Source organism: Chitinibacter bivalviorum, from assembly GCF_013403565.1.
GTDB classification, from domain to species: domain Bacteria; phylum Pseudomonadota; class Gammaproteobacteria; order Burkholderiales; family Chitinibacteraceae; genus Chitinibacter; species Chitinibacter bivalviorum.
Genome location: NZ_CP058627.1, coordinates 1,974,857 through 1,995,297 on the forward strand (window position 1 = coordinate 1,974,857; position 20,441 = coordinate 1,995,297).

The 20,441-nt window shown below is 50.8% G+C and carries 19 protein-coding genes; 7 read left to right on the forward strand and 12 right to left on the reverse strand.

Features of this window, described 5'->3' with window-relative positions; translation table 11 throughout:
• The first annotated feature begins 620 nt into the window (after nt 1-620).
• On the forward strand, nt 621-935 hold the full coding sequence (locus tag HQ393_RS09330; RefSeq protein ID WP_179354947.1) for a hypothetical protein: 315 nt from the start codon (nt 621-623) through the stop codon (nt 933-935).
• A gap of 100 nt (nt 936-1,035) precedes the next feature.
• Here HQ393_RS09330 and ispD read toward each other — a convergent pair whose 3' ends face one another.
• The 4 genes from ispD to dnaQ form a co-directional block, all read right to left on the reverse strand.
• Nucleotides 1,036-1,755 carry a 2-C-methyl-D-erythritol 4-phosphate cytidylyltransferase gene (ispD, locus tag HQ393_RS09335; RefSeq protein ID WP_179354948.1) on the reverse strand — a complete coding sequence of 240 codons (720 nt, stop codon included), beginning with the start codon at nt 1,753-1,755 and terminating at the stop codon, nt 1,036-1,038.
• 74 nt (nt 1,756-1,829) lie between these two features.
• Nucleotides 1,830-2,054, reverse strand: a complete 225-nt coding sequence (locus HQ393_RS09340; protein ID WP_179354949.1) for a hypothetical protein — start codon at nt 2,052-2,054, stop codon at nt 1,830-1,832.
• Nucleotides 2,055-2,117: 63 nt separating this feature from the next.
• Nucleotides 2,118-2,951 carry a hypothetical protein gene (locus HQ393_RS09345; protein ID WP_179354950.1) on the reverse strand — a complete coding sequence of 278 codons (834 nt, stop codon included), beginning with the start codon at nt 2,949-2,951 and terminating at the stop codon, nt 2,118-2,120.
• Between the two features lie 8 nt (nt 2,952-2,959).
• Entirely contained in the window at nt 2,960-3,793 is an 834-nt protein-coding gene (gene dnaQ / locus HQ393_RS09350) for a DNA polymerase III subunit epsilon (protein ID WP_438833107.1), read from the reverse strand.
• A gap of 84 nt (nt 3,794-3,877) precedes the next feature.
• Here dnaQ and HQ393_RS09355 point away from each other — a divergent pair, with 84 nt between their 5' ends.
• The 4 genes from HQ393_RS09355 to HQ393_RS09370 all read left to right on the forward strand — a co-directional run bounded on the left by HQ393_RS09355 (nt 3,878) and on the right by HQ393_RS09370 (nt 8,705).
• Nucleotides 3,878-6,139: an ATP-binding protein gene (locus HQ393_RS09355; protein ID WP_179354951.1), complete on the forward strand. Its 2,262-nt coding sequence runs from the start codon at nt 3,878-3,880 to the stop codon at nt 6,137-6,139.
• A 108-nt stretch (nt 6,140-6,247) separates the two neighbouring features.
• Nucleotides 6,248-7,054, forward strand: coding sequence for a dioxygenase family protein (locus tag HQ393_RS09360; protein ID WP_179354952.1), 807 nt, complete (start codon nt 6,248-6,250; stop codon nt 7,052-7,054).
• Between the two features lie 71 nt (nt 7,055-7,125).
• Nucleotides 7,126-7,872 carry a substrate-binding periplasmic protein gene (locus HQ393_RS09365; protein WP_179354953.1) on the forward strand — a complete coding sequence of 249 codons (747 nt, stop codon included), beginning with the start codon at nt 7,126-7,128 and terminating at the stop codon, nt 7,870-7,872.
• Between the two features lie 98 nt (nt 7,873-7,970).
• Entirely contained in the window at nt 7,971-8,705 is a 735-nt protein-coding gene (locus HQ393_RS09370) for a substrate-binding periplasmic protein (protein WP_179354954.1), read from the forward strand.
• A 149-nt stretch (nt 8,706-8,854) separates the two neighbouring features.
• On the opposite strand, the gene HQ393_RS09375 is transcribed toward HQ393_RS09370, so the two are convergent.
• The 6 genes from HQ393_RS09375 to HQ393_RS09400 all read right to left on the reverse strand — a co-directional run bounded on the left by HQ393_RS09375 (nt 8,855) and on the right by HQ393_RS09400 (nt 15,425).
• Nucleotides 8,855-10,156 carry a DEAD/DEAH box helicase gene (locus HQ393_RS09375; protein WP_179354955.1) on the reverse strand — a complete coding sequence of 434 codons (1,302 nt, stop codon included), beginning with the start codon at nt 10,154-10,156 and terminating at the stop codon, nt 8,855-8,857.
• A 153-nt stretch (nt 10,157-10,309) separates the two neighbouring features.
• Nucleotides 10,310-12,361, reverse strand: a complete 2,052-nt coding sequence (locus HQ393_RS09380; RefSeq protein WP_179354956.1) for a putative bifunctional diguanylate cyclase/phosphodiesterase — start codon at nt 12,359-12,361, stop codon at nt 10,310-10,312.
• Nucleotides 12,358-13,278 carry an HDOD domain-containing protein gene (locus HQ393_RS09385; protein WP_179354957.1) on the reverse strand — a complete coding sequence of 307 codons (921 nt, stop codon included), beginning with the start codon at nt 13,276-13,278 and terminating at the stop codon, nt 12,358-12,360. Before HQ393_RS09385 ends, HQ393_RS09380 begins: the two co-directional genes overlap by 4 nt.
• Before the next feature lie 229 nt (nt 13,279-13,507).
• Nucleotides 13,508-13,990, reverse strand: a complete 483-nt coding sequence (locus tag HQ393_RS09390; protein ID WP_179354958.1) for a DUF4124 domain-containing protein — start codon at nt 13,988-13,990, stop codon at nt 13,508-13,510.
• 56 nt (nt 13,991-14,046) lie between these two features.
• Complete coding sequence (locus HQ393_RS09395; RefSeq protein ID WP_179354959.1) at nt 14,047-14,481, reverse strand: hypothetical protein; 435 nt, start codon at nt 14,479-14,481, stop codon at nt 14,047-14,049.
• Nucleotides 14,478-15,425: a Nudix family hydrolase gene (locus HQ393_RS09400; protein ID WP_179354960.1), complete on the reverse strand. Its 948-nt coding sequence runs from the start codon at nt 15,423-15,425 to the stop codon at nt 14,478-14,480. Before HQ393_RS09400 ends, HQ393_RS09395 begins: the two co-directional genes overlap by 4 nt.
• An 87-nt stretch (nt 15,426-15,512) precedes the next feature.
• Here HQ393_RS09400 and HQ393_RS09405 point away from each other — a divergent pair, with 87 nt between their 5' ends.
• Nucleotides 15,513-15,947, forward strand: a complete 435-nt coding sequence (locus HQ393_RS09405) for a hypothetical protein (protein ID WP_179354961.1) — start codon at nt 15,513-15,515, stop codon at nt 15,945-15,947.
• An 81-nt stretch (nt 15,948-16,028) separates the two neighbouring features.
• Entirely contained in the window at nt 16,029-16,316 is a 288-nt protein-coding gene (locus tag HQ393_RS09410) for a hypothetical protein (protein WP_179354962.1), read from the forward strand.
• A gap of 91 nt (nt 16,317-16,407) precedes the next feature.
• Here the strand turns inward: HQ393_RS09410 and HQ393_RS09415 are convergent, their stop codons facing one another.
• Together HQ393_RS09415 and argJ are read right to left on the reverse strand one after the other, a co-directional pair.
• Nucleotides 16,408-18,816 carry an ATP-binding protein gene (locus tag HQ393_RS09415; RefSeq protein WP_179354963.1) on the reverse strand — a complete coding sequence of 803 codons (2,409 nt, stop codon included), beginning with the start codon at nt 18,814-18,816 and terminating at the stop codon, nt 16,408-16,410.
• A 187-nt stretch (nt 18,817-19,003) separates the two neighbouring features.
• Entirely contained in the window at nt 19,004-20,245 is a 1,242-nt protein-coding gene (gene argJ / locus HQ393_RS09420; protein WP_179354964.1) for a bifunctional glutamate N-acetyltransferase/amino-acid acetyltransferase ArgJ, read from the reverse strand.
• Nucleotides 20,246-20,441 lie beyond the last annotated feature (196 nt).

Below are 20,441 nucleotides of genomic sequence, written 5' to 3' on the forward strand. Positions count from 1 at the left end.
CCCCTGTCACCCATCGCCGAGGGAGTGGAGTGAGACAAACAGCTTTTCGTTTGGCTCACGACCGACTAAGGGTAGCCCGGAGGGCCGCAGGCGGGGGGCTCCTTTGGGATGTTGGGGGCTTTGGAGAAGCAAAGCCCCCAACCTGCTTGCGCGGCGGAACGCGCACCAAAACTCGCGGCGTAGCCGCATAAAATCCAAGCTCGCGCAGCGAGTTTTGCGGCGCCTTGCCAATTGCCGGACGAACGGGAATTCGCGGCGATCGGGCGCGCGGGGGTTGCAAGGGGCGGAGCAAGACCCGCTCCTTGCTCGTGCGGCCGGCGAAACGGCCGATTTACCGCCTGAGATAGCAGGCTAATACCACGATGATCGATGGTGCAATGCGCTTCGCTTATTGCACCCTACTGTTCTGCCTGCGCAGCAGAGCACGCACCAAAAAGATTCGGCACAACCGCATAAAACCGAAGGCTGATATCGGCTGCGCTTATCGCGACCCAGAATGCAGTAGCAGATTAAATATAATTAATCACTAATAATCAAAGCAATTTCTATACTAGCTGGAGGGCGAAAATATAAAGCCATCTGCTTTTCGCCTAGTTTTACATCAACAGAAGGAAGCCAAAATGCAACTCAAACTGACCCCACTATTTTTGGCTACGCTGTTAGCCACATCGACCATGCTTGCCCAAGCAGAGAGTGCGGAACATGCCGCCGAAAAAGCGGCAAGACAAGCGGATAAGGCCAAGCTGGAAAGTGACAAGCAACAACGTAAAGCCGATAAAGCTCATCTTGAAGCGGATAAAGCTGCCAAAGCCCCCAGAACCACCATTGCCAATGACAAAGCCAAAATAGAGGCCGACAAAACCATCGTCAAAACAGACAAGGCGCAATTAGAAACCGACAAACAGAACGCCAAAAAGAAAAAGAAACCGCAATAATCATCAGGTTCATAGTGCCAGCTTAAGCGCAAAAAAATAGCCTCGCTGATTGAGGCTATTTTTTATTGGATGCGTAAAGCAACTAGCAAAAGAGGTGCCGCTATGGTTGCGCCTTCAGCAACAAGCCCGCCAATTGCAAATCCTGCGGGTAAGTCACTTTCAGATTCCATGGGCTGCCCATGATGAGTTTGGGCGTTTTGCCGAGACGCTCGAGCGCGCTGGCTTCGTCGGTGATGTCATTGACGTGTTGCGGCAAGGCGTCTTGCAGCGCGGCGAGTAGCTCGCCGCGGCGGAACATTTGTGGGGTTTGCGCTTGCCATAAACCAGCGCGCGGCGTGGTGCGCTCGATTTGGGCGTGGCCATGTTGATCGTATTCAGACGCGGCGACCTTGAGGGTATCGGCGACAGGCACAGCCAGAATACCGCCTACAGCATCATACTCTAGCTGGGTAATCATCTGACTGACTTGCGCACTGGTCAGGCAAGGCCGTGCGGCATCGTGCACCAACACCCAGCTATCATCGGGCACATCAAGTGCGGCCAAGCCATTCATCACCGACTCGGCGCGGCTGGCGCCGCCGACACGCAGCACCAGCAAGCGCGACAGATCGCCAAGCAGCGCAGACCAATCATAGCTAGCCCACCATTCGTCTTCGGGCGAAATCACGACAACGACTTGATTGATTTCAGTAGCACCGAGCAGCGCGCGCAGCGTGTGCGCGATCAGTGGCTGGCCGAGCAGATCGAGGTATTGTTTGGGCGTGGCGCTGGCCATGCGGCTGCCGCTACCGGCGGCGGGAACGAGGGCGATTTTTTTCATTTTGATTGGTTTCTAACTAAACAGGCACGGCCGATGATCTCAACGCACGCGTACCATCCATCGTTCCCAATGCACTAATTCATTGCAATGGTGCCAATGAGCAATAGCGCCGCACCGACATACCATGCGTTCAAATATGGTTTGGCTTTGGGATCTTTGCCGGCATAAAAATAGACATAAAAAGGAAAAACCAAACACATCAATGCTTTGGAAGGCGACTGACTCAGCGCAATAAAGAAAATCATAATCTGCATCGCCACAATGACGAATAATCCCAGCAATAGTGCTGCAGATGCCATGTTTATCCTCACATAACTGAATTAAGATCGATTGCCTTTAAACGCAGGAACGATACTAATGACTCACTCTTCCGGATAGGCCACATACACGTCGCGAATCACCACATCACCGCGCGCTTTGAGCCATGCGGCGATCAGATCGGCGACGGGTTGGTCTTCCATCGCGGCGACGCCGTATTGGCGTACCACCAGCCATTTTGGCGCTTCGCTGGCGACGTTAAAGTCAAAGTCGGCGATTACCAAGCCCAAATCAGCGGCAGCTTTAAATAGGGTATCTTGCGCAGCTTCATCATGTACTTCGGCTTCAATCACATACGTCGCATAGGTATCGGTATGCCAGCGCTCGAGTACTTCGTACACGGGGTAGCTGACACCGTCGAATTCACGTGCGCCGCGCGGTACACCGTCGAGCAGCAAAATATCGCCGTGGCCGATTTCCAGATCAGGCAGCGGTACGCCCGACACGCGTGCACGTGCGGGGTCGAGGCGCTGGCCCCAGATGACTTCTTGTTGCTTGCCAACGCGAATCCGAATCGCGACGCGCTCACCGCTGGTGGCGCTCGATAATGCGTCCAGTTGCTCGGCGCTAAACGTCTGATCAAACTTCGCCCACGCGCTGGCGGCTGTCGCCCAGTCGCGGTTGGCGGTGGCGGCAATCCCCAGATTCCACCAAGCCGCTTCATCGTCGGGTTTGATCTCTAAGGCACGCGCATTGTGGCGTTGCGCCAGCGGCCAATTGCTTGGCTCGCTGTTTTTATACAGCAGCGCCAAGTCATAATGCGTTTGCGCGTCTTGCTCGTCGATCGCGAGCGCAGCCAAGAAATGCTGCTCGGCGGCGGGTAAATCGCCCTCTTCCCACGCGGCGTGCGCGGCGGTTTTCAATTCGGTGGTATTCATACAAACACTCATTGTGGATTCTCCGTGGCGGCGGGCTCGGGTTTGGGCTCGTACTCGCGCCACAGACAATCGGATTTATTAATTTTGTCGAGTTCGGCCAGATACGCCTGATGCAGCGCGAGATCTTCGGCGCTCGCTTGCGCACGAATCAGCGGCGGGCGCTCTTTGCGGCGCAGTGCGTCGGCGGCGGCTTCTTCCAGTGTTGGGGCAAAGTCGATCAACAGGCTGTCTTGCCCGCGCGTCATCGCCATATACACTTCGGCGAGCAACTCGCAGTCGATGAGCGCGCCGTGCAAAGTCCGGCCTGAGCGATCGACTTCATAGCGATCGCACAGCGCGTCCAGACTATTGCGTTTGCCCGGCCACAGGTCTTTGGCCATTTTCAGCGTATCGGTGACGCACTCGACGTAGTCTTCGATCTTGCCGCGGCCGAGCTTTTCCAGCTCCATATTCAGGTAGCCCACGTCAAACGGGGCGTTATGAATAATCAGCTCGCTGCCTTTGACGAAGTCGAGAAACTCATCGACGATGGCGGCAAATTTGGGCTTGTCGCTTAAAAACTGCGTCGTTAAGCCGTGGACATTCAACGCGCCCTCTTCCGAATCGCGACCCGGATTGATATAGCGATGCAGATGACGATCGGGCGCAGAGAGCTTGCGGTCGATCATTTCCACCGCCGCAATCTCCAAAATCCGGTTGCCGTCTTCGACGCGCAAACCTGTGGTTTCGGTGTCGAGAAAAATCTGGCGCATATCGCTCATCTCTTCATTCAATTCAGTCAGCGCGTATTGTAATGGATGCCAGCAGAAACGCGTTTTTTTATCCATTGATTGGATAGGCATAAATCACGGCAGTATTGTGCAAACAATCTGCCACTCGATCATGATCTGATCTATAAAAAACTATCTAGTCGCAGGTAGACCTCCATGGATCAGTCTTTGGCCCGCCTCAATCGTATTGCACGCCGCTTTCCCATGTTTGCGTGCCTGCAATACGAGAAAATCGAAGTTGCTGCCAGCGAGCGTGGGGATTTGGCTTGCCAGCTCGACGCGCTCTATCAGCGCTATTTCACGCTGGAGCGACTAGGCAAAGCCGCATCCATGATGCACGAGATCAAACAGGGGCTGGCTCGGGCCGAAGAAAACTCGCTAGCGTGGCAGGCGGGCAAACTGTATGAGGCCTTGGGGCGACTGCACTTCACCCGCAGCGAATGGCGCGATGCGCTGTTTTACTGGAAGCGCTGCATCGATACCAGCGAGCTGACCGGCGATATTACTTCGGGCATTGAAGGCCGAATTGGCTTGGGCGCGATCAACAATGACATTGGCAACCCCAATGTCAGCATTAATTACTATATCGAAGCCAATAACCTAATCAGCCAACTCGACAACCCCTATCTGGCGAGCAAGCTTGCGCTCAATATCGGCGTCAATTATTACCGCAAAGATTTACTCGATCAGGCCGAGCATGAATTCGAGCGCGGCCTGCATTTTGCCAAATTAGGCAATGTCGGCGAATACGTTGCCGAGGCCTATTGGCACCTTGGCGATTTGTATGCCAAACAAGGGCGACTGACAAAAGCCAATGAATATACCGCGTACGGCTTACAATTCGCCGCCAAAAATGGCTATATCTGGCTGCGTGGTATGGCATTTGAAACGATGGGTTATATTTTGATCCAACAAGGCGATCTGCCTGCGGCCATCCGTTTGTTCGAGCAAGCCATTGAGTTTGCCCGCGAAATTGGCTCACGCCAGCAGCAAGCCAATTTCCTTGAGCAGCGATCAAATTTGGCCGAGCAACTCGGTGATTTACCTTTGGCGCTGTCTTCGTTGCGCGAATATAAAAAACTCAAAGAGCAAATGGTCGAGCTTAGCTCGCAGCAAATTGTGAAGGAAATCAGCGCTTACGATCAGCTAGAACGACCTGCCCACGAACAATTACTCGAATTAGCCGCCAACCCCGAGCTCAATAATCCAGCGCACAGCGCTTTGCAATTGATTTTGAATCAAGCCAAACAAATTTTGAAACTCGACTGGATCGGCGTCTGGATTTATAGCGAGCATGAGGATGTCTATCTTTGCCACGGCCAAAGTGAGCCTCCCGTTAAGCTCGGCGCAGAGCTCAAGCAGCGCTATCTGCCGCAATACTTCCAGTATTTACGCCAGCTGCATCAGCAAACTGTCGCAGTGGACACCCGCCTGCACCCTTGCTCAGCCGATTTGAAAGTGCTATTTGCTGGCTACACGCTGCGCTCCACCGTGGAGCTGCCCCTGCAATTACGCGGCAATAAAATCGGCGCCATCTGCTTTGCCCAGCACAGCGAATACAACCAGTGGGATCGCGAGCTTGTTGCCCATTGCAGCCGGATTGTGCAATTGGTTGAACGCGATTTTGGCAATATCGAAAATCAGAAAATTCAGTTGGAGCTGCATCGCAATGAAAAAATGGCTTCGCTCGGTCGCCTAGTGGCGGGGATTGCCCACGAAATCAACACGCCGATTGGCATTGGGGTTACCGCTTGCAGTGCATTACACGAAGAGATTGACGTGATGCAATTGCAGCTCGATACCGGAAAAATGGGCAAACAAATGCTGAATAATTTTCTGCATGTGGCGGCCGAAAGCATTGATGTTACCGAGCGCAATTTGCAACGCGCGGCGCAACTGATCCGCAGCTTTAAAGAAATCGCCGTGGATCAAAATAGCGATGTCATGCGCAAAATCCATCTACCGCATTATTTGGATGAAATTATCCTCAGCTTATCACCCATCCTAAAAAGATCACCGTATATCTTGGAAAGCTATTGCGAACAAGACCTTGAAGCCAATACCTACCCTGGTGCTCTATCTCAAATTGTCACCAATTTTGTGAACAACAGCATTTTGCATGGCTTTGAAAATCAACCGAGCGGCCATATGAAGGTCAGCTTAAAAAGTGATTATGACGGCCAAATTCTGCTCGAATACAGCGACAATGGCTGCGGAATGAGCGAGGAAATTCAACGCAAGATCTTTGATCCTTTTTTCACCACCAAGCTTGGACAAGGTGGTAGCGGCTTGGGGATGAATATTGTCTACAACCTGATTACGCAAAAATTATTGGGCACGATTGAGCTAAAAAGTGCGCCCGGAGCCGGCGTCCATTTTCAGATCCGCTTTCCCAAAGCACCGCCCGCCTCAGTTTGACTGAGCGCGCACTTATTCGAAAAATAACTATAAGTCACACAAATCATTGCATCATCGAGCCAGCGCATCATCGCTATGATAGGCATATCCATCGCATAAAGACCTAACATGCAAAACAGCTTATTTATCAGCCACGGCGCGCCAACCTTAATTATTGACGATAGCCCAGCCCACCACTTTTTACGCCAACTCGGCGATCAATTGCCGCGCCCCCGCTTAATCGTGATGATTTCTGCGCACAATATTGCTCGCCAGACCACCATTGGTACGGCCGCAAAATGGCGGGAATGGCATGACTTTGGTGGCTTTCCGGATGAGTTGTATCAAATGCAATATCGCCCTGATGGCGAGCCCCATTTTGCCGAGGCGCTGGCCAAACAATTAGCCGCCATGGGTGAAGACATTGTACTGAGCGACAATACAGCGCTCGACCATGGCGCTTGGGTGCCGTTAAAACTGATCTACCCTGAGGCGGATATTCCCGTCGTTACCGTCTCACTGTCGCAGCATATGGATAATGCCGCACATCTGGCCTTGGGCAAAAAACTGGGCGAGCTATTGCCCGATGATGTATTGCTAATCGGTTCAGGCAGCATCACGCACAATCTGCGTGATGCCTTTACCCGCATGCAATACCCTGAAAGCCATAGCGAATCTGATAGGTATGCTGATCAATTCATTGCTGCGGTTCATCTTGCTGGCAATACCTATCAAATCAATGATTGGGAGCACTGGAATCACGCCCCCAATGCCCTACCCTTTGCACGGCAAGCACATCCCAGCAGCGAACATTTTTTGCCCTTTCTGGTCGCCCGAGCGGCGGCAGGGGACGATGCGCGCATGACCACCTTGCATCACAGTATTGAGCTGGGCGTACTGGGCATGGATGTCATTGGTTTTACGGCCAAAGCCTAAATCCATCAATTTGATGGCGGCGCGGCATTTTTAGCCTAAGATTCAATCACCTGTAATCTTTTGTCACATTCATGAAATTAGCATTCGCAGTGATCGCTCTTTTTTCCGCCTCAGTGGCCAGCGCGCAAGAAGTCTTGCGCATGGCCATTGATGAAGCGTGGAATCCGCCGCAAATCATGAAGCAGATGGGCAAGCCGGCGGGCGGCTTATTTTTTGATCTGATGACACAAATTGCCATCAACGCCGGTGCAAGCCCTCAATGGCATCTGCTGTCGCGCAAACGGCTGCTCAACACGCTAAATGCCAATGACATCGATCTGATCTGCCACACCAATCCCAAATGGCTCTCCAATCAATACTCACCCGAGCGCTGGAGCAGCCTGTTTATCAAACAGGAAAACGTCGTTATCGCCCCGCCGGGTCGCACGCGAGCGGCGATTAATTTTGACTCGCCCGACCTACTTAATCTGAATATTGGCACCATTTTGGGCTTTAATTATCCGCGTTTAAATAATGCACTAGCGCGTAATTCGATCCGAAGAATAGACTCAGGCTCGCAAGACATTCTGCTCAAACACACGCACAGCGGGCTATTGCCACTGGCGGTCGCCAATCGAATTAATGTGGATTATTTCAATCAAAGCCAAGACAAAAAAAATCGCATCGAAATTATTCAAACGCTAGACATCCAAGACACCTATTGCCTGATCTCGTCCTCACCCAATATCCCTGCTCAGAAAATCAAAGACGCGATCAGCCAACTCCACACCTCAGGCCAATTGACGCAAATTCTGGCGCGCTATCAACTCCAAAAATAGCGTGTAAGGAAAAACGTGTTGCTGTAAGATCGTGCTTCTTGCGTCACCCACCTTTCGCGCGGCTCTTGCCTTGCTCTCAATCGGAATCGCCCCTTCACATGCGTCGTTTTATTTCTAGCCTCTTGCTGTGCTGCCTCGGCTTGTCTACGGTAGCGAATGCGCATGATCTCATCCTATACGTCGGCGATAACCCGCCATTTAACAGCTTTACCAATCGACAGCCCGAAGGCATGGCAGTCGAGGTTGTCGCAGAAATGCTGGCACGCTCGGGCATCAGCAGCATTCAAAAAGATTATCCGTGGGCGCGCGCGGTGGAAAATGTGGCCCGCAACCCGAATCAGTGCGCCTACACCATGGGGCGCATTGCCGAGCGGGAAAAAAAATATAGCTGGATAGGCCCGATTGCCAGTATTCAAGGCGTCTTTTTCGGCTTGAGCGAGCGCCACTTGCAAGTCAAATCCCTCGATGACGCTCGCAAATTGCGCGTGGGCGATATTCGCCAAGGCGCGAATGCCGTGATGCTGGAAAAGCTGGGCTTTACAATCGACTATGCCAATAGCGAAGATCAAAACCTGAAGAAACTGCTGGCTGGCCACATTGATCTTTATCCGGCAGGTTCATTTGCCACAGGAGAAATCGCCAAACGCCTCGGCATTGCCCCCAATAAAATCGAGCCGCTGATGATTTTCAATACGGTCGATTTATATCTGGCGTGCAATCCAAACAGCAAGCCACAACTTCTTGAACAACTGCAAAAATCGCTCGACAGCATGCGCAGTGATAAAAAGCTCAAGCAAATTTATGATAAATATCAGGATAAATTTGCCAGCTAAAACAAGTCACGCAGAGCGCATCTTTCCTGCCCTGCTATCACGCCAGCGCCTTAAATAGCGCATGATCTTGGCTAAACGACATACACCACTTCAGTCAGGTATTGCCCTGTAGTTCAATACGAATAATATCTACAGGTATATACCCGACATCAATCAGCTGTTTTTTGCTCAGCAGCCGCCAATGCTGCCGCTTCGCGCAGCTTATCTTTTTTACTCTTGCGCCGACCCTTAATCCCGCCATTATTGGGCGAGACGGTGGCCTCAGGCGCGACGGCATTGACTTGTTTTGGCTCAAAGCCGGTAATTTGCTCACGCGGAACACGGCAATTTTGTTGCTTTTCAATCAAGCGAAAATGCGCGGCAAAATCGCTAGTGACAAAACTCACCGCCACCCCACTTTCCCCTGCCCGCCCTGTGCGGCCTATGCGATGCGTATAGTCCGTGGTTGAGCGCGGCAAATCATAATTCACCACCGCGGGCAGCTGGGCAATGTCGATACCGCGCGCGGCCAGATCAGTTGCGACAACGACCTGCAAACGACTGGCTTTAAAATCGCTGATCACTTGGCTACGCTTGCCCTGCTCAAAACTGCCATGAAACGCTGCCGCTTTAATGCCCGCGCGATTGAGTTTTTTGGCGACATGCTCGGCTGCGTACTGGGTGGCAACAAACACCAAAACACGCGACCAGCCATGCTCAATAATGAGATGCCGCAGTAATTGCGTGCGCGCACTTTCATCGACATCAATCGCGCGCTGCAAAATATCAGGCGCAGCAATTGGAGTCGCGGCAATTTCAACTCGCTGCGGGTTGGTGAGCAATTGGGCGGCCAGCGCCTCAACGGCAGGCGAAAAAGTTGCAGAGAAAAACAGGCTTTGTCGCCGCTGGGGCAGCAAATCTAAAATGCGATTGAGCTCATCACTAAATCCCAGATCAAGCAGGCGATCGGCCTCATCCAGCACCAGCGTTTTTACGCCCGCAATGCTTAACGCCCTTTGCTCAATCAGATCGATTAATCGACCCGGCGTCGCGATCACAATATCGGCACCACCACGCAAATTCATCATTTGCGGATTGATCGATACGCCGCCATAGACCGCGACCATTTTGGCTTGCTCGGGCAGCCGTTTAGCCAATCCGCGCAGCGTCTCGCTCACTTGCATCGCCAACTCACGCGTTGGCACTAAAATCAAACTTTGCACGACGCGCTGTTTGGGGCGCAGATCGACATCCATGTCGCGGATTTGGGCACGCCATTGCAGATGCTGCTGCAGCAAGGGCAACACAAATGCGGCAGTTTTCCCCGATCCTGTTTGCGCACAGGCAATCAGATCATCCCCTTGCAATACCAGCGGAATCGCCGACGCCTGAATCGCAGTGGGTTGAACATAATCATGATCGTGAGCAGCGCGAACCAACTCGGCAGATAAACCCAAAGCAGCAAATGGCATAGATGAACTTTAAAAAAACCGAAGAAAACAACCAGAATGGGAAATACAGATTGGCAATAGTTGGTCTGCGCACGGCGCCGACCCCAAGCAATTGTAGCGCGATGGTAACACGATTAGCACCTAGCCTGCCTTCGCGGGGCTGGGCGGAAGGACTTAACGTGCCGCGGCAAGATGCGGCAATAGGCTGAGCTCGGCCTGAGCCAAAAGCAGATTAAATTGCTCGACGGGCAAAGGTTGCGCCATGTAAAAACCCTGCAATTGATGGCAATCGAGTTGGCTCATAAAATCAGCTTCAGCTTGATTTTCAACGCCCTCGGCGATTAACTGCAGATTCAAATTCATTGCGATTGCAATGATGGCCTTGACGATAGCGACATTGCTGTCATTGTTTGGCACACCACGCACAAAGCGTTGATCGATTTTAAGGTAGTCCAAGGGAAAGGTATGTAGATAGGCTAGATTAGAATATCCCGTGCCAAAATCATCCAGCGCCAAGCTAAAGCCGAGCGCGTGCAAATCATGCAAAATACCGACCATGTCATCGTCGATTTGCATTAATAATGTTTCAGTGATTTCCAGCTCGATTTGACTGGCTGAGATTTGATGGGCAATCACTTGCTCTTGCAAAGTATTGACCAAGTCTTTACTAAACTGACGTGGCGACAGATTGACCGCCAAACGCACCAGGCGCAGTCCTTGAGCCTGCCATTGCGCCAATTGACGGCATGCCTCGCTAAAAACCCAAGTACCAATCGGCACAATCAAGCCGGTTTCTTCGGCAAAGGGGATAAATTCTGCGGGGCTTAATAAGCCTTTTTGCGGGTGCTGCCAGCGAATTAATGCTTCAGCCCCACATAAACAACCCGTTTTGGCATCGACTTGCGGCTGGTAAAACAGGCGAAATTCATTACGCTCCAGCGCATGATGTAGATCGGTACTGAGTTTGAGCCGCGCGAGCGAGCGTTGATTCATCTGGGCAGAATAAAACAGATGTGCTTGATGGGATTGCTTGGCCCGATTCATGGCCATGGCCGCGTAATTGAGTAATTTATCGGGATCATGCCCATCTTCAGGATAAACACTAATGCCGATATGCGCCTTGATGACAATTTCTTCCTGCATCACATAATATGGCGCAGCTACTGCAGCCAAAATACGCTCGGCAACGATCGCGGCATCTTCTCTTTGTGTGATATCAAATAGGCCAATGCTAAATTCATCCGCACCAAATCGAGCCAACACATCCTCATCGCGCAGACAGCCACGAATCCGCGCGGCGACCTCAATCAAAATTTGATCGCCCCCTCGATGGGTAAATGAGTCATTCATCGCCTTAAAACCCACGATGTTAAAACACAATAAGGCACCACTATTGTGCTGCCGTTTTGCTTCGATCAATGATTGCTCAAGCAAGGAAAAGAAATGACTGCGATTGGGTAATTTGGTCAATGCGTCAAAATAAACCAGCCTAAAAATCTGCTCCTCTGCGGCCTTTTTTTCGGTCAAATCGGCAATGACTGCAAAATAATTCACCACCGAATGCAATCGACCACAGACTTGGCTGATGCTTAACCAGATCGGGAAGGAATCACCATTGACGCGCTTGGCCCATAACTCACCCTCCCAATGACCCAAGGAGAGCAAATGAGCATCTAGCTCTTCCTGTAATTCACAATCCGCCAGCAATTGAGGTATTTGCCCACGCAAATGCTCAAAGTCAGCCCCCATCATTTGCAAATAGGCAGGGTTACATTCAATGAGGTGACGGCGCTCATCCGTAATCAAAATGGCATCGGGGGTATTTTTGAAAACCGAATTTAATAGCCGAGAGCGAATTTGATCTGCGACCTGACGGCTAATGTCGTACAAAAAACCCACCATGCGCAGCGGCCGACCTTGCTCATCGCGCACTAAGGTTAGATGAATTTGAGCCCAGAAGACATGGCCATCTTTATGCTTTCTTCGTACCTCAAGCGTGCTTTGCCCATCGAGAATGACACGGTTAAAAATCTCGGCATCGGCCTCCGCCTCATCGGCATACAAGATCAAGATATGCTGCCCAATCACTTCTTCGCTGGCATAGCCAAATAATCGCTCGGCACCGCCATTCCAGCCCGTGATATAGCCTTCCAGATCAAGCGCGATCAAGGATGCATTGATATCGCCCAAAATTCGGATGGCGGGTTCGAGTTCGTTGTAACTCATTTCGATAAACTCGCTGCCAGCGAGCCCGCCCATTCAAATACCGCCAACTCAGACTCAATCCAGGTCAAATCAGCGTGGGAAGGTGAAATTGGCCAAAGCTGTGGCTGATCGCTCGCTTCCATTATTTCCAGTTGATTGAGCGCCAAACCCAAATCACCAACTCGGTAAAGCAGCGCCGAGGCTAATTTTTCATTCAGAGAGAGTCGTTGCAATAAGTCAGCTAAAGGCTGGTGAAATAAGCGATCGAGCAAAGAAAGCATGCCAGTTAAAAAGGCCGAGTCGGGAGATGCATTGATCCAGCCATTTTTCGCCCAAGCCTCCAACCGTTTAGCGCGTAACAGAGCCGCCAACAGCAAAGGATCGATGCCACCTGATTTGCCGAATTGCTCAGCGTAGATCAATAGTTGCACCCAACGTTGCAGCTGATTTCGCCCCAATATTGTAATGGCATGGCGAATACTGCTGATTTCAACCCTTGAGCCCAAGCCGACCGAATTGACGAGCTTTAATAACCGAAAAGTGAGATCCGGTGCTCGCGCGAATATTTGCTCAATCACCTGGACATCAGCATCAGCAGCAACCTGCGCGATCAATTCTAATAATTCTGATTTAGGAGGTGCACTTTGCTGGCTCGATGGCGCGGTGTACCAATTGCCGATGGCCAGCGCATTAGGATCTAGAGCTAAAATTTGTTCAACATCACCTACATCACAATGTAAGCGGGCTAAATCCAAGGCCTCACAGACATACTCAGGTCGGTGTTGCTCCTCGCGCACAAAAAAAAGCATTGTTTGCGCGTGAGTAGGATTGCTCAATTTCGTATTGAGTAATGCCAAGCTCTGATCTGATCCATTAAGCAAAATGCCGCACCATTGCCGATGGCAATTCCAGAGTGGTGATAATTGGAGCAGTTTCATTTGATGCAATCCGATAGCGATCTATCTATCAAGCTAGACTGCAAGGGCAGTTACAGCAAGTTTGCATCCCAATGATGGCAGACATTCAAATGGGCAAAAGTCTATCAATTCGCCGAGGTGGTGGAGTCGCAGAAGCGACGGTAACGGGCAGCAAATATACTGTTGATAAAGACTTAAGCACCCAATAAGTCTTACAGATAATCCCCACTCAAGCGGCCAATTTGCCGCTTTATTTTTTACCTAATGGATAGCCCGCCTTCGTTAAAGCGCCCTGCCACACGGCACTATTCCAGTCTTTATAAACTTCTTTGCCAATAATCAGAATGGGCGGAGTCACCTGCATGGTGCCCGCATCATTAAACAGCGCCAGCATGCTTTTCTCATTTTTAGGATCAGCATTTCGCACTTCATATGGCACATTACGTTGATCCAAGATCGCAATGGCATTGCTGCACATCGGCTCGCATTGCGCGCTCACCCACAACACGATCGTTGGCGACTCTTTAACCTGACTGGCAGTTTGCTGCGCTTTGCTGGCATTGCCCAATACATTGGGTTTGATACTGCGCTCCTTCACACCCATCACAGGCGGCGGTTGGTCAGAATAAAAAACGCGTCCATCCGCATCTCGCCATTGATAAACTTTACCCGCCAAAACCTGATTGCTGAGCAAGAAAATAACTAGGCTCAGTATTAATTTATTCACTTGCATCGCAACAATCCTGACAAAATACTCATTCGTTTTAGCTCATGCGGCCATTGAGCTGCTTATTTATTTTTGATGGTTAGTGCCAACTCAACCGTTTGCTGATCGACCGTGACGACAAACAACCAATCTTGCCGTGATGCCGTACACATCGGCAAAGCCATTTTGGCCCGCCACCGATCACTGCCTTCCTGGATAAAGCGATACTGATTGGGGCCCATATCCATTCCCTGCATTTGCCAGCTACCCAATACTTGTTTGGCTGAGCCTTTCAAAAGCACCGTAAACAATTGATTCCCGCCTATGGCCTGCTCACTTTGCACCCAAAATTGCTGCTTATTTAGTTGAAATTGACAGCCCGCCTGTAAATCAGGGCAGGCAATTCGCTCGATGGGGGCGCTCTTATTTGCCAAATTGAGTAAGCCTTGCTGATAGCCCAAGGCAAGAAGCAAGGCCAATACTGCAGCCGCAAGCCATAAAATTCGAGAAAGACTCATCGCCAAGCCGCACTTAAAATTGCAACGCCTTGAGCCCCTGCAGCTTGTGCTTGCGCCAGCGTTGCCATACTTTGCCCGCCAATGGCAAAACATGGGCTACTCCAACCTTGCGCGAGCAAATCCGCAAATTGCGTCCAACCTAGCGGTGCCTGATCAGGATGACTCGCGCTGGCACACACATGCCCCAGCACAGTGTAATCAAGCCCAAGGCGATTGGCCTGCGCCAATTCAGACTCATTATGCGTCGATGCGCCCACCCAGTTAAACTGAGCTGGGCGCTGCTGCAATGCCATCAGTTGCCGTGACGTGAGATGCACGCCATCGAGGGGCAAATCAACTAACGTAGATAACTCACCATGCCCAATGAGCATGCCGCCATGCGGGCGCGGTATCTGCGCCAGTTTCAAACATAATTGCCGATATTGCTGCGTATCCAATTGCGGCTCACGCAACACCAGCCATGCAGGGCCAGCTTGCCAGTGAAGTTTGGCGCGTTCCAGAAAATCAGCCTCACCAATCAAGCCCGCGGGCGAGAAAAGAAGAGTTTCATTCATCGCGAGCCCTCTGAGTATCGGCCCATTAGCAGGCAAAATGGGCGATACCGTGAGCTGCATTGGTTTTTGCCAGGCAAACAACTGGCCTTCTCGCGCATGTAAGTCACCTTCCCAAGCGGTCACTTTAAAAAACGACAACTCGACCAGCGCATGTGGATAATCAAATCGCTGACATAGCCATGGCGTAGCCTGCTTCACTTCAATCCCAAGCTCTTCATGCAACTCGCGCGCAAGCGCATCAATCGCCGCTTCGCCAGCCTCAAGTTTCCCCCCGGGAAACTCCCAGTAACCGGCGTACGGTTTTCCAATGGGACGGCTCGCCAGCAAGAATTGGCCATCAGGCTGAATTAAGATAGCGGCAGCAACGCGGGTAATTTTTCTTGAAGTCATCGTTTGTCGGTCAATTTGAAAGTAGCGGCTTGATATTTCTGATGTTTCATTAAAACTAAGGAAGTTAAACCTAATATTGCACCTACCGTGAAGCGCAACCTGATTGAACTCCAACATAGTTCGGACACCCGCACCCTCGCGCAGCTGATGACGCTGATTCGCGAGCCCGAGATGGTGTGCGCTATCTTAGCCGTGTCCCCCCAAACGATGGTTGATAATCTGGCTTGGGGGGCGCATTTGAATGCGCTTATTGTACATGATCAAGATTGGTATCTATTACGGGATGTGCCAATTCAGCTGCTGCAATTGCTACTACCCAATATTGCTGGCATCAATCGGATTTTTTATATTCCGAATCAAGTCCAAGCTCTTCATCCACTCGATATCGAACAAGCAGCCAATTACCTCGTCAGCCTGCAGCCGTGCCTGCTATGCGAGCAAAACATAGAATCGTTTACCGATCTGGCCAATCCACATCAAGGTGTCGCCATTTCATTAGCTCGCCCCGCCATGTCGCTGTAATCAAATTGCCACACGTCTGATTTACCTGCCTTTTTTCTGTAATTACAGCTAAAGTAAATCGTCGCTTAGACATTGGGTCTAGTGACACGTACGGTTGTGCAAACAGGCTGGCATCGATTTGCCGGCGAGGCAGGAGACGACACTCCTGCAACGAGCGACCTATTCGAGGTTGCACCTGTCAGCAAAATCAGCGACGTAGATAGTGAAACCTTCAAGGAGTTCGCAATGCGCTTTAACTTCATGGAAGGCTTAGCGAGTACGGTCAACGATGCGTTGATGAACTTGTTTCGGGCCTTTAAAACACCGATTAAATTGGATCACGATGACGCGAGAAATCTCGCACTTGAAATCGCAGAACCATTTCGGTAGCGACGGCCACACCGATCAGTATCAGTAACATAGCAAACGGGGCAATTGCCCCGTTTTTTGTTTGCCTGCCCTTGCGATTATCCCGATGATGCTAATGACGAAGTAGATTAATACTATCGTGATGTTCAGCTGGCGCTTGGATCGGCAGCTTCAAAATAAATAGCGCCCCCCCTTGCGGAGCATCGAGCAACTCCAATACCCCGCCTAAAGTGCCATTGACCAGCGAGTAAACCAAATACAAACCCAAGCCACTGCCGCCCTGACCAAAACGCGTGGTAAAAAAGGGTTCGAACACCCTTTTCTTAATGTGATTGGGTATGCCTGCTCCATGGTCTTGATAACGCAATTCAATGTGAGATGCATTGAGCTGGCTGGCGGATATTTCAATCAAACCCTCATCTTCTTGCTGATAGCCGTGGACCAGCGTATTGGTGATGAAATTACCAATCACTTGCTCGAGTGAGCCCGGATAGCTATTGAGTTCCAACGCAGCGGGCACCTGATTGATGATCTGGACTTTGCGATTTTTTAGGCTAATCGACATCGTCGATATCGTTTCTTCAATAATTTGGTGCAGATTAAACACCCTTTGCATGCTAGAGGTTTTATCCACTGCAACTTGTTTTAAATTGGAAATCAAATTACTGGCGCGCCGCGCATTACGCTCGACCAGCTCCGCAATCATGCTGGAGTCTTCAAGGTACTTCAGCAGCAATGTTTTTTTGACTAGCCCTTGATTGATCTGATCGAGTAATTCTTGATTCTTAGCCAGTAGCGTCGTGGCGGCGGTTAAGGTGTTGCCCAGCGGCGTATTGAGCTCGTGGGCGAAACCTGCCACCAAATTCCCCAAAGAAGCGAGTTTTTCCGTCTCTACCAGATGCGCCATTGCCTTTTGTAATTCATTGGTTCGCTCCAGCACTCGGGCTTCCAGCTCAACGTTATTTTGCTGTAGTTGCGCATTGAGCCGGGCAATGTCCATTTGAAAATGGTGGCGTTCGATATTTGCCAAGGCCCGAGTACCAATAATCGCCAGTTGATTGGCGCTTTGTACTTCATCTGCAGTCCAATTTTTGAGCTGATTGATTTGCTCAATCATCAATACGCCAAAAAGTCGAGTATTCAGCCGCAATGGCAGCAACACAACCGAGACAATTTGCGCAGGTCGAAAGAGCTGATCATAGATATTCCAAGTGCGCTGATGGTGCTGTGCATTATGGGCTACCGTGCTCTCGCCCTGCTGTAAAGAGACGGTTAATTGCACCCCAAAATCTTGCTTATCAGGTACATTTGATCGAGGGGTATTGGCATGTACTCTATAAAATAATTGCTCTTCCTGCATATACTGCCAATAACTCGCACTCGCTCCCTTAATGGCCAAAGCAGCGTTGTCACACAGCAAATGTGCCAACTCATTTAAATCACAAGATTCAAGCTTGGGATTATTCGCCAGCTCCAATAACACCCGGCCAGGGCTAGGCCGCACACCCGCAAGGTCTTCCAGCTCGACCAATTGATGTTGCTGGGCATCGGGTCTGATTTTTTCCCGCAGCCCCATAGCGGCTCGATACGCCCGAAAGGCCAAAATTGCGTTGTTATCTCGCTCGGCCAACTCTGCTTGTAGAAACAGTAGCCGCATCTCAATGTGCGTTGAACCTGAGGCATGCGCAAAATCCAGCCCTTTTTGTACTTCCATCAAAGCTTCATCGAGACCCGATTGCGCCGCATAAATTCGCGCCCTAAGTCCATGGATATTGGCCAAGGCCCACATATGGTGCGACTGAGTACAAATGGTTTCGGCTTCGCGCAAATGGGCCAAGGCCAATTCAAGCTGATCTTGAGCCAAATCGACTTCGGCAATCCGAAATAGAGTTTCACCAATATCATCAAGATGATTGAGCTGCCGAGCTATGTCGATCGCTTCTTGATAGGCGTGCAAAGCCTGATCGTATTCATGGTTATGAAACAGATCGACCCCGAGATTGAGCAGGATATTGAACAATAAGATAGTGTCATTGAGCGGCCGGGCGCGCTGTTCCGCCTGCCTTAATAAGACCACCGCCGTCGAATGGCTATCCAATGCATGATAAATCTGAGCAATACCAACCTTGGCCCAGATCCAGCTAATTTGATCCTCCGCCAATTCGGCCACTTCAAGGCAATGCGCCCAAGCCTGCATGGCACGACCATATTCGGCGCGGGTATAGACGGCACGACCGATCACATTAAGTAGCCGCGCTTCATCGGCAAACAGGTGATAGCTTTGGGAAAGTTGCAAAGCTTCGTACAGCGTATTGATACTTTCATCAGGATAGCCATGCTGATCCATCACCAAACCATACTGCAGCGCAATGGCAATAAATGCCGCGTCATCATGTTGCGCCCTAGCCAGCGCCAAACCGGCCTCGCAATAATTGAATGCCTCATAACGATCGACATTGGCGATTTTAACGATTTTATCCACCGTTTCTTGAAGCGGTGCAGAAATCGGCGGCAAACTCATGCAATAGTGCTCCCTAGCTGATTGATTGCACTATAGTTCGCAAGTTTACCAGCCACCAAGATTAAGCACGGTCAGCAAAGAGTAGCCCTCACCAACCTTGGGGTATATCGATATATTATTGGCCTAAAAAAGCAAAAAAAGGCATACCCACCAAGGTATGCCTTTTTTATTTGTTCAAACAATCCAATTAGCTGCGATATTCGGCGTTGATTTTCACATAGTCATAGGAGAAATCGCAGCTCCATACCGTCGCCTTGTGCTCACCGCGATTTAGTTTGATATTAATCGCGATTTCAGCCTTATTCATCACCGCCTGACCTTGCTCTTCGCGGTACTCTGGATTGCGGCCACCGTTGATGGCAACCAGCACATCGTCCAGACGCACTTCGATATTATCTACGTCCAAATCATTGATACCGGCGTAGCCAATCGCCGCCAAGATGCGACCTAAGTTAGGGTCAGACGCAAAAAACGCAGTTTTCACCAAAGGCGAGCGGCCAATCGCATAGCCGACGGCTTTACATTCGTCGTAGCTCGCGCCGCCTTCCACATTGATGGTGATAAATTTAGTCGCGCCTTCGCCGTCGCGCACAATCGCTTGCGCCAGAAATTGCGATACTTGCAGCACCGCGCCTTGCAGCGCAGCAAAGTCGGCGCTGTTGGCATCAACGATTTCATCGTTACCCGCTAGGCCAGTGGCAATCAAGATAAAGCTGTCGTTGGTGCTGGTATCGCCATCCACGGTAATGCTGTTGAACGAGTGATCAGCGGCATATTTGAGCATTTGCTGCAGCAAAGGCTGGCTAATCGCCGCGTCGGTCGCCACATAGCCCAACATCGTCGCCATATTCGGGTGAATCATGCCCGAGCCTTTGGCGATACCGGTTACCGTCACCGTTTTGCCGCCAATTTGGATTTGCGTGCTTGATGCTTTAGGCACGATATCGGTCGTCATAATGCTGCTGGCTGCTTCGGCCCAATTAGTTGCCGAGAAATCAGCTTTAGCCGCTGGCAAAGCACCGATAATTTTATCGGCTGGCAGTGGCTCTAAAATCACCCCCGTAGAGAACGGCAGCACTTGATTGCTGGCAATGCCCAATTGCTCCGCGGTAGCGGCGCAAATCGCTTGCGCGCGTTGCATGCCATCCACGCCAGTACCCGCATTTGCATTGCCAGTATTGATCACTAGCGCACGGATTGATTGGCCTGTAGACAGATACTCCTGAAGATTGTTTTGGCAAAGCCGCACGGGCGCTGCGCAAAAGCGGTTCAGCGTAAATACACCCGCCACACGAGCACCTGGGGCAATGCGAAACAGGGTCGTGTCCTTGCGCCCTACTTTTTTGATACCCGCCGAAGCAATCCCAATTTCAACGCCGGCAATCGGCAACAAGGCAGCAGGGTCAAGCGGGGCGATATTTACAGGCATGATGGCTCCAAACAAGGGCTGAAAAAGCGGTAAAAACGCATTGTAGCGTAAGCACGATGACGATTTAAGCGTGATTAAAGAAAACACAATGTTTGCGCTAGCGCACAAGCGCTGCAACTTGCTGGCGTATTGGCGAGATTCCCCCAAAAAATGGTAATTGTTACGCGCGAGCAATGCTGTGGTCATGGCAAACTAC

Bases quoted from the DNA above. Each gene is read 5' to 3' on its own strand.
- HQ393_RS09330 (WP_179354947.1), top strand. From the start codon at position 621: ATGCAACTCAAACTGACCCCACTATTTTTGGCTACGCTGTTAGCCACA.
- ispD (WP_179354948.1), bottom strand. From the start codon at position 1,755: ATGAAAAAAATCGCCCTCGTTCCCGCCGCCGGTAGCGGCAGCCGCATG.
- HQ393_RS09340 (WP_179354949.1), bottom strand. From the start codon at position 2,054: ATGGCATCTGCAGCACTATTGCTGGGATTATTCGTCATTGTGGCGATG.
- HQ393_RS09345 (WP_179354950.1), bottom strand. From the start codon at position 2,951: ATGAATACCACCGAATTGAAAACCGCCGCGCACGCCGCGTGGGAAGAG.
- dnaQ (WP_438833107.1), bottom strand. From the start codon at position 3,793: ATGCCTATCCAATCAATGGATAAAAAAACGCGTTTCTGCTGGCATCCA.
- HQ393_RS09355 (WP_179354951.1), top strand. From the start codon at position 3,878: ATGGATCAGTCTTTGGCCCGCCTCAATCGTATTGCACGCCGCTTTCCC.
- HQ393_RS09360 (WP_179354952.1), top strand. From the start codon at position 6,248: ATGCAAAACAGCTTATTTATCAGCCACGGCGCGCCAACCTTAATTATT.
- HQ393_RS09365 (WP_179354953.1), top strand. From the start codon at position 7,126: ATGAAATTAGCATTCGCAGTGATCGCTCTTTTTTCCGCCTCAGTGGCC.
- HQ393_RS09370 (WP_179354954.1), top strand. From the start codon at position 7,971: ATGCGTCGTTTTATTTCTAGCCTCTTGCTGTGCTGCCTCGGCTTGTCT.
- HQ393_RS09375 (WP_179354955.1), bottom strand. From the start codon at position 10,156: ATGCCATTTGCTGCTTTGGGTTTATCTGCCGAGTTGGTTCGCGCTGCT.
- HQ393_RS09380 (WP_179354956.1), bottom strand. From the start codon at position 12,361: ATGAGTTACAACGAACTCGAACCCGCCATCCGAATTTTGGGCGATATC.
- HQ393_RS09385 (WP_179354957.1), bottom strand. From the start codon at position 13,278: ATGAAACTGCTCCAATTATCACCACTCTGGAATTGCCATCGGCAATGG.
- HQ393_RS09390 (WP_179354958.1), bottom strand. From the start codon at position 13,990: ATGCAAGTGAATAAATTAATACTGAGCCTAGTTATTTTCTTGCTCAGC.
- HQ393_RS09395 (WP_179354959.1), bottom strand. From the start codon at position 14,481: ATGAGTCTTTCTCGAATTTTATGGCTTGCGGCTGCAGTATTGGCCTTG.
- HQ393_RS09400 (WP_179354960.1), bottom strand. From the start codon at position 15,425: ATGACTTCAAGAAAAATTACCCGCGTTGCTGCCGCTATCTTAATTCAG.
- HQ393_RS09415 (WP_179354963.1), bottom strand. From the start codon at position 18,816: ATGAGTTTGCCGCCGATTTCTGCACCGCTTCAAGAAACGGTGGATAAA.
- argJ (WP_179354964.1), bottom strand. From the start codon at position 20,245: ATGCCTGTAAATATCGCCCCGCTTGACCCTGCTGCCTTGTTGCCGATT.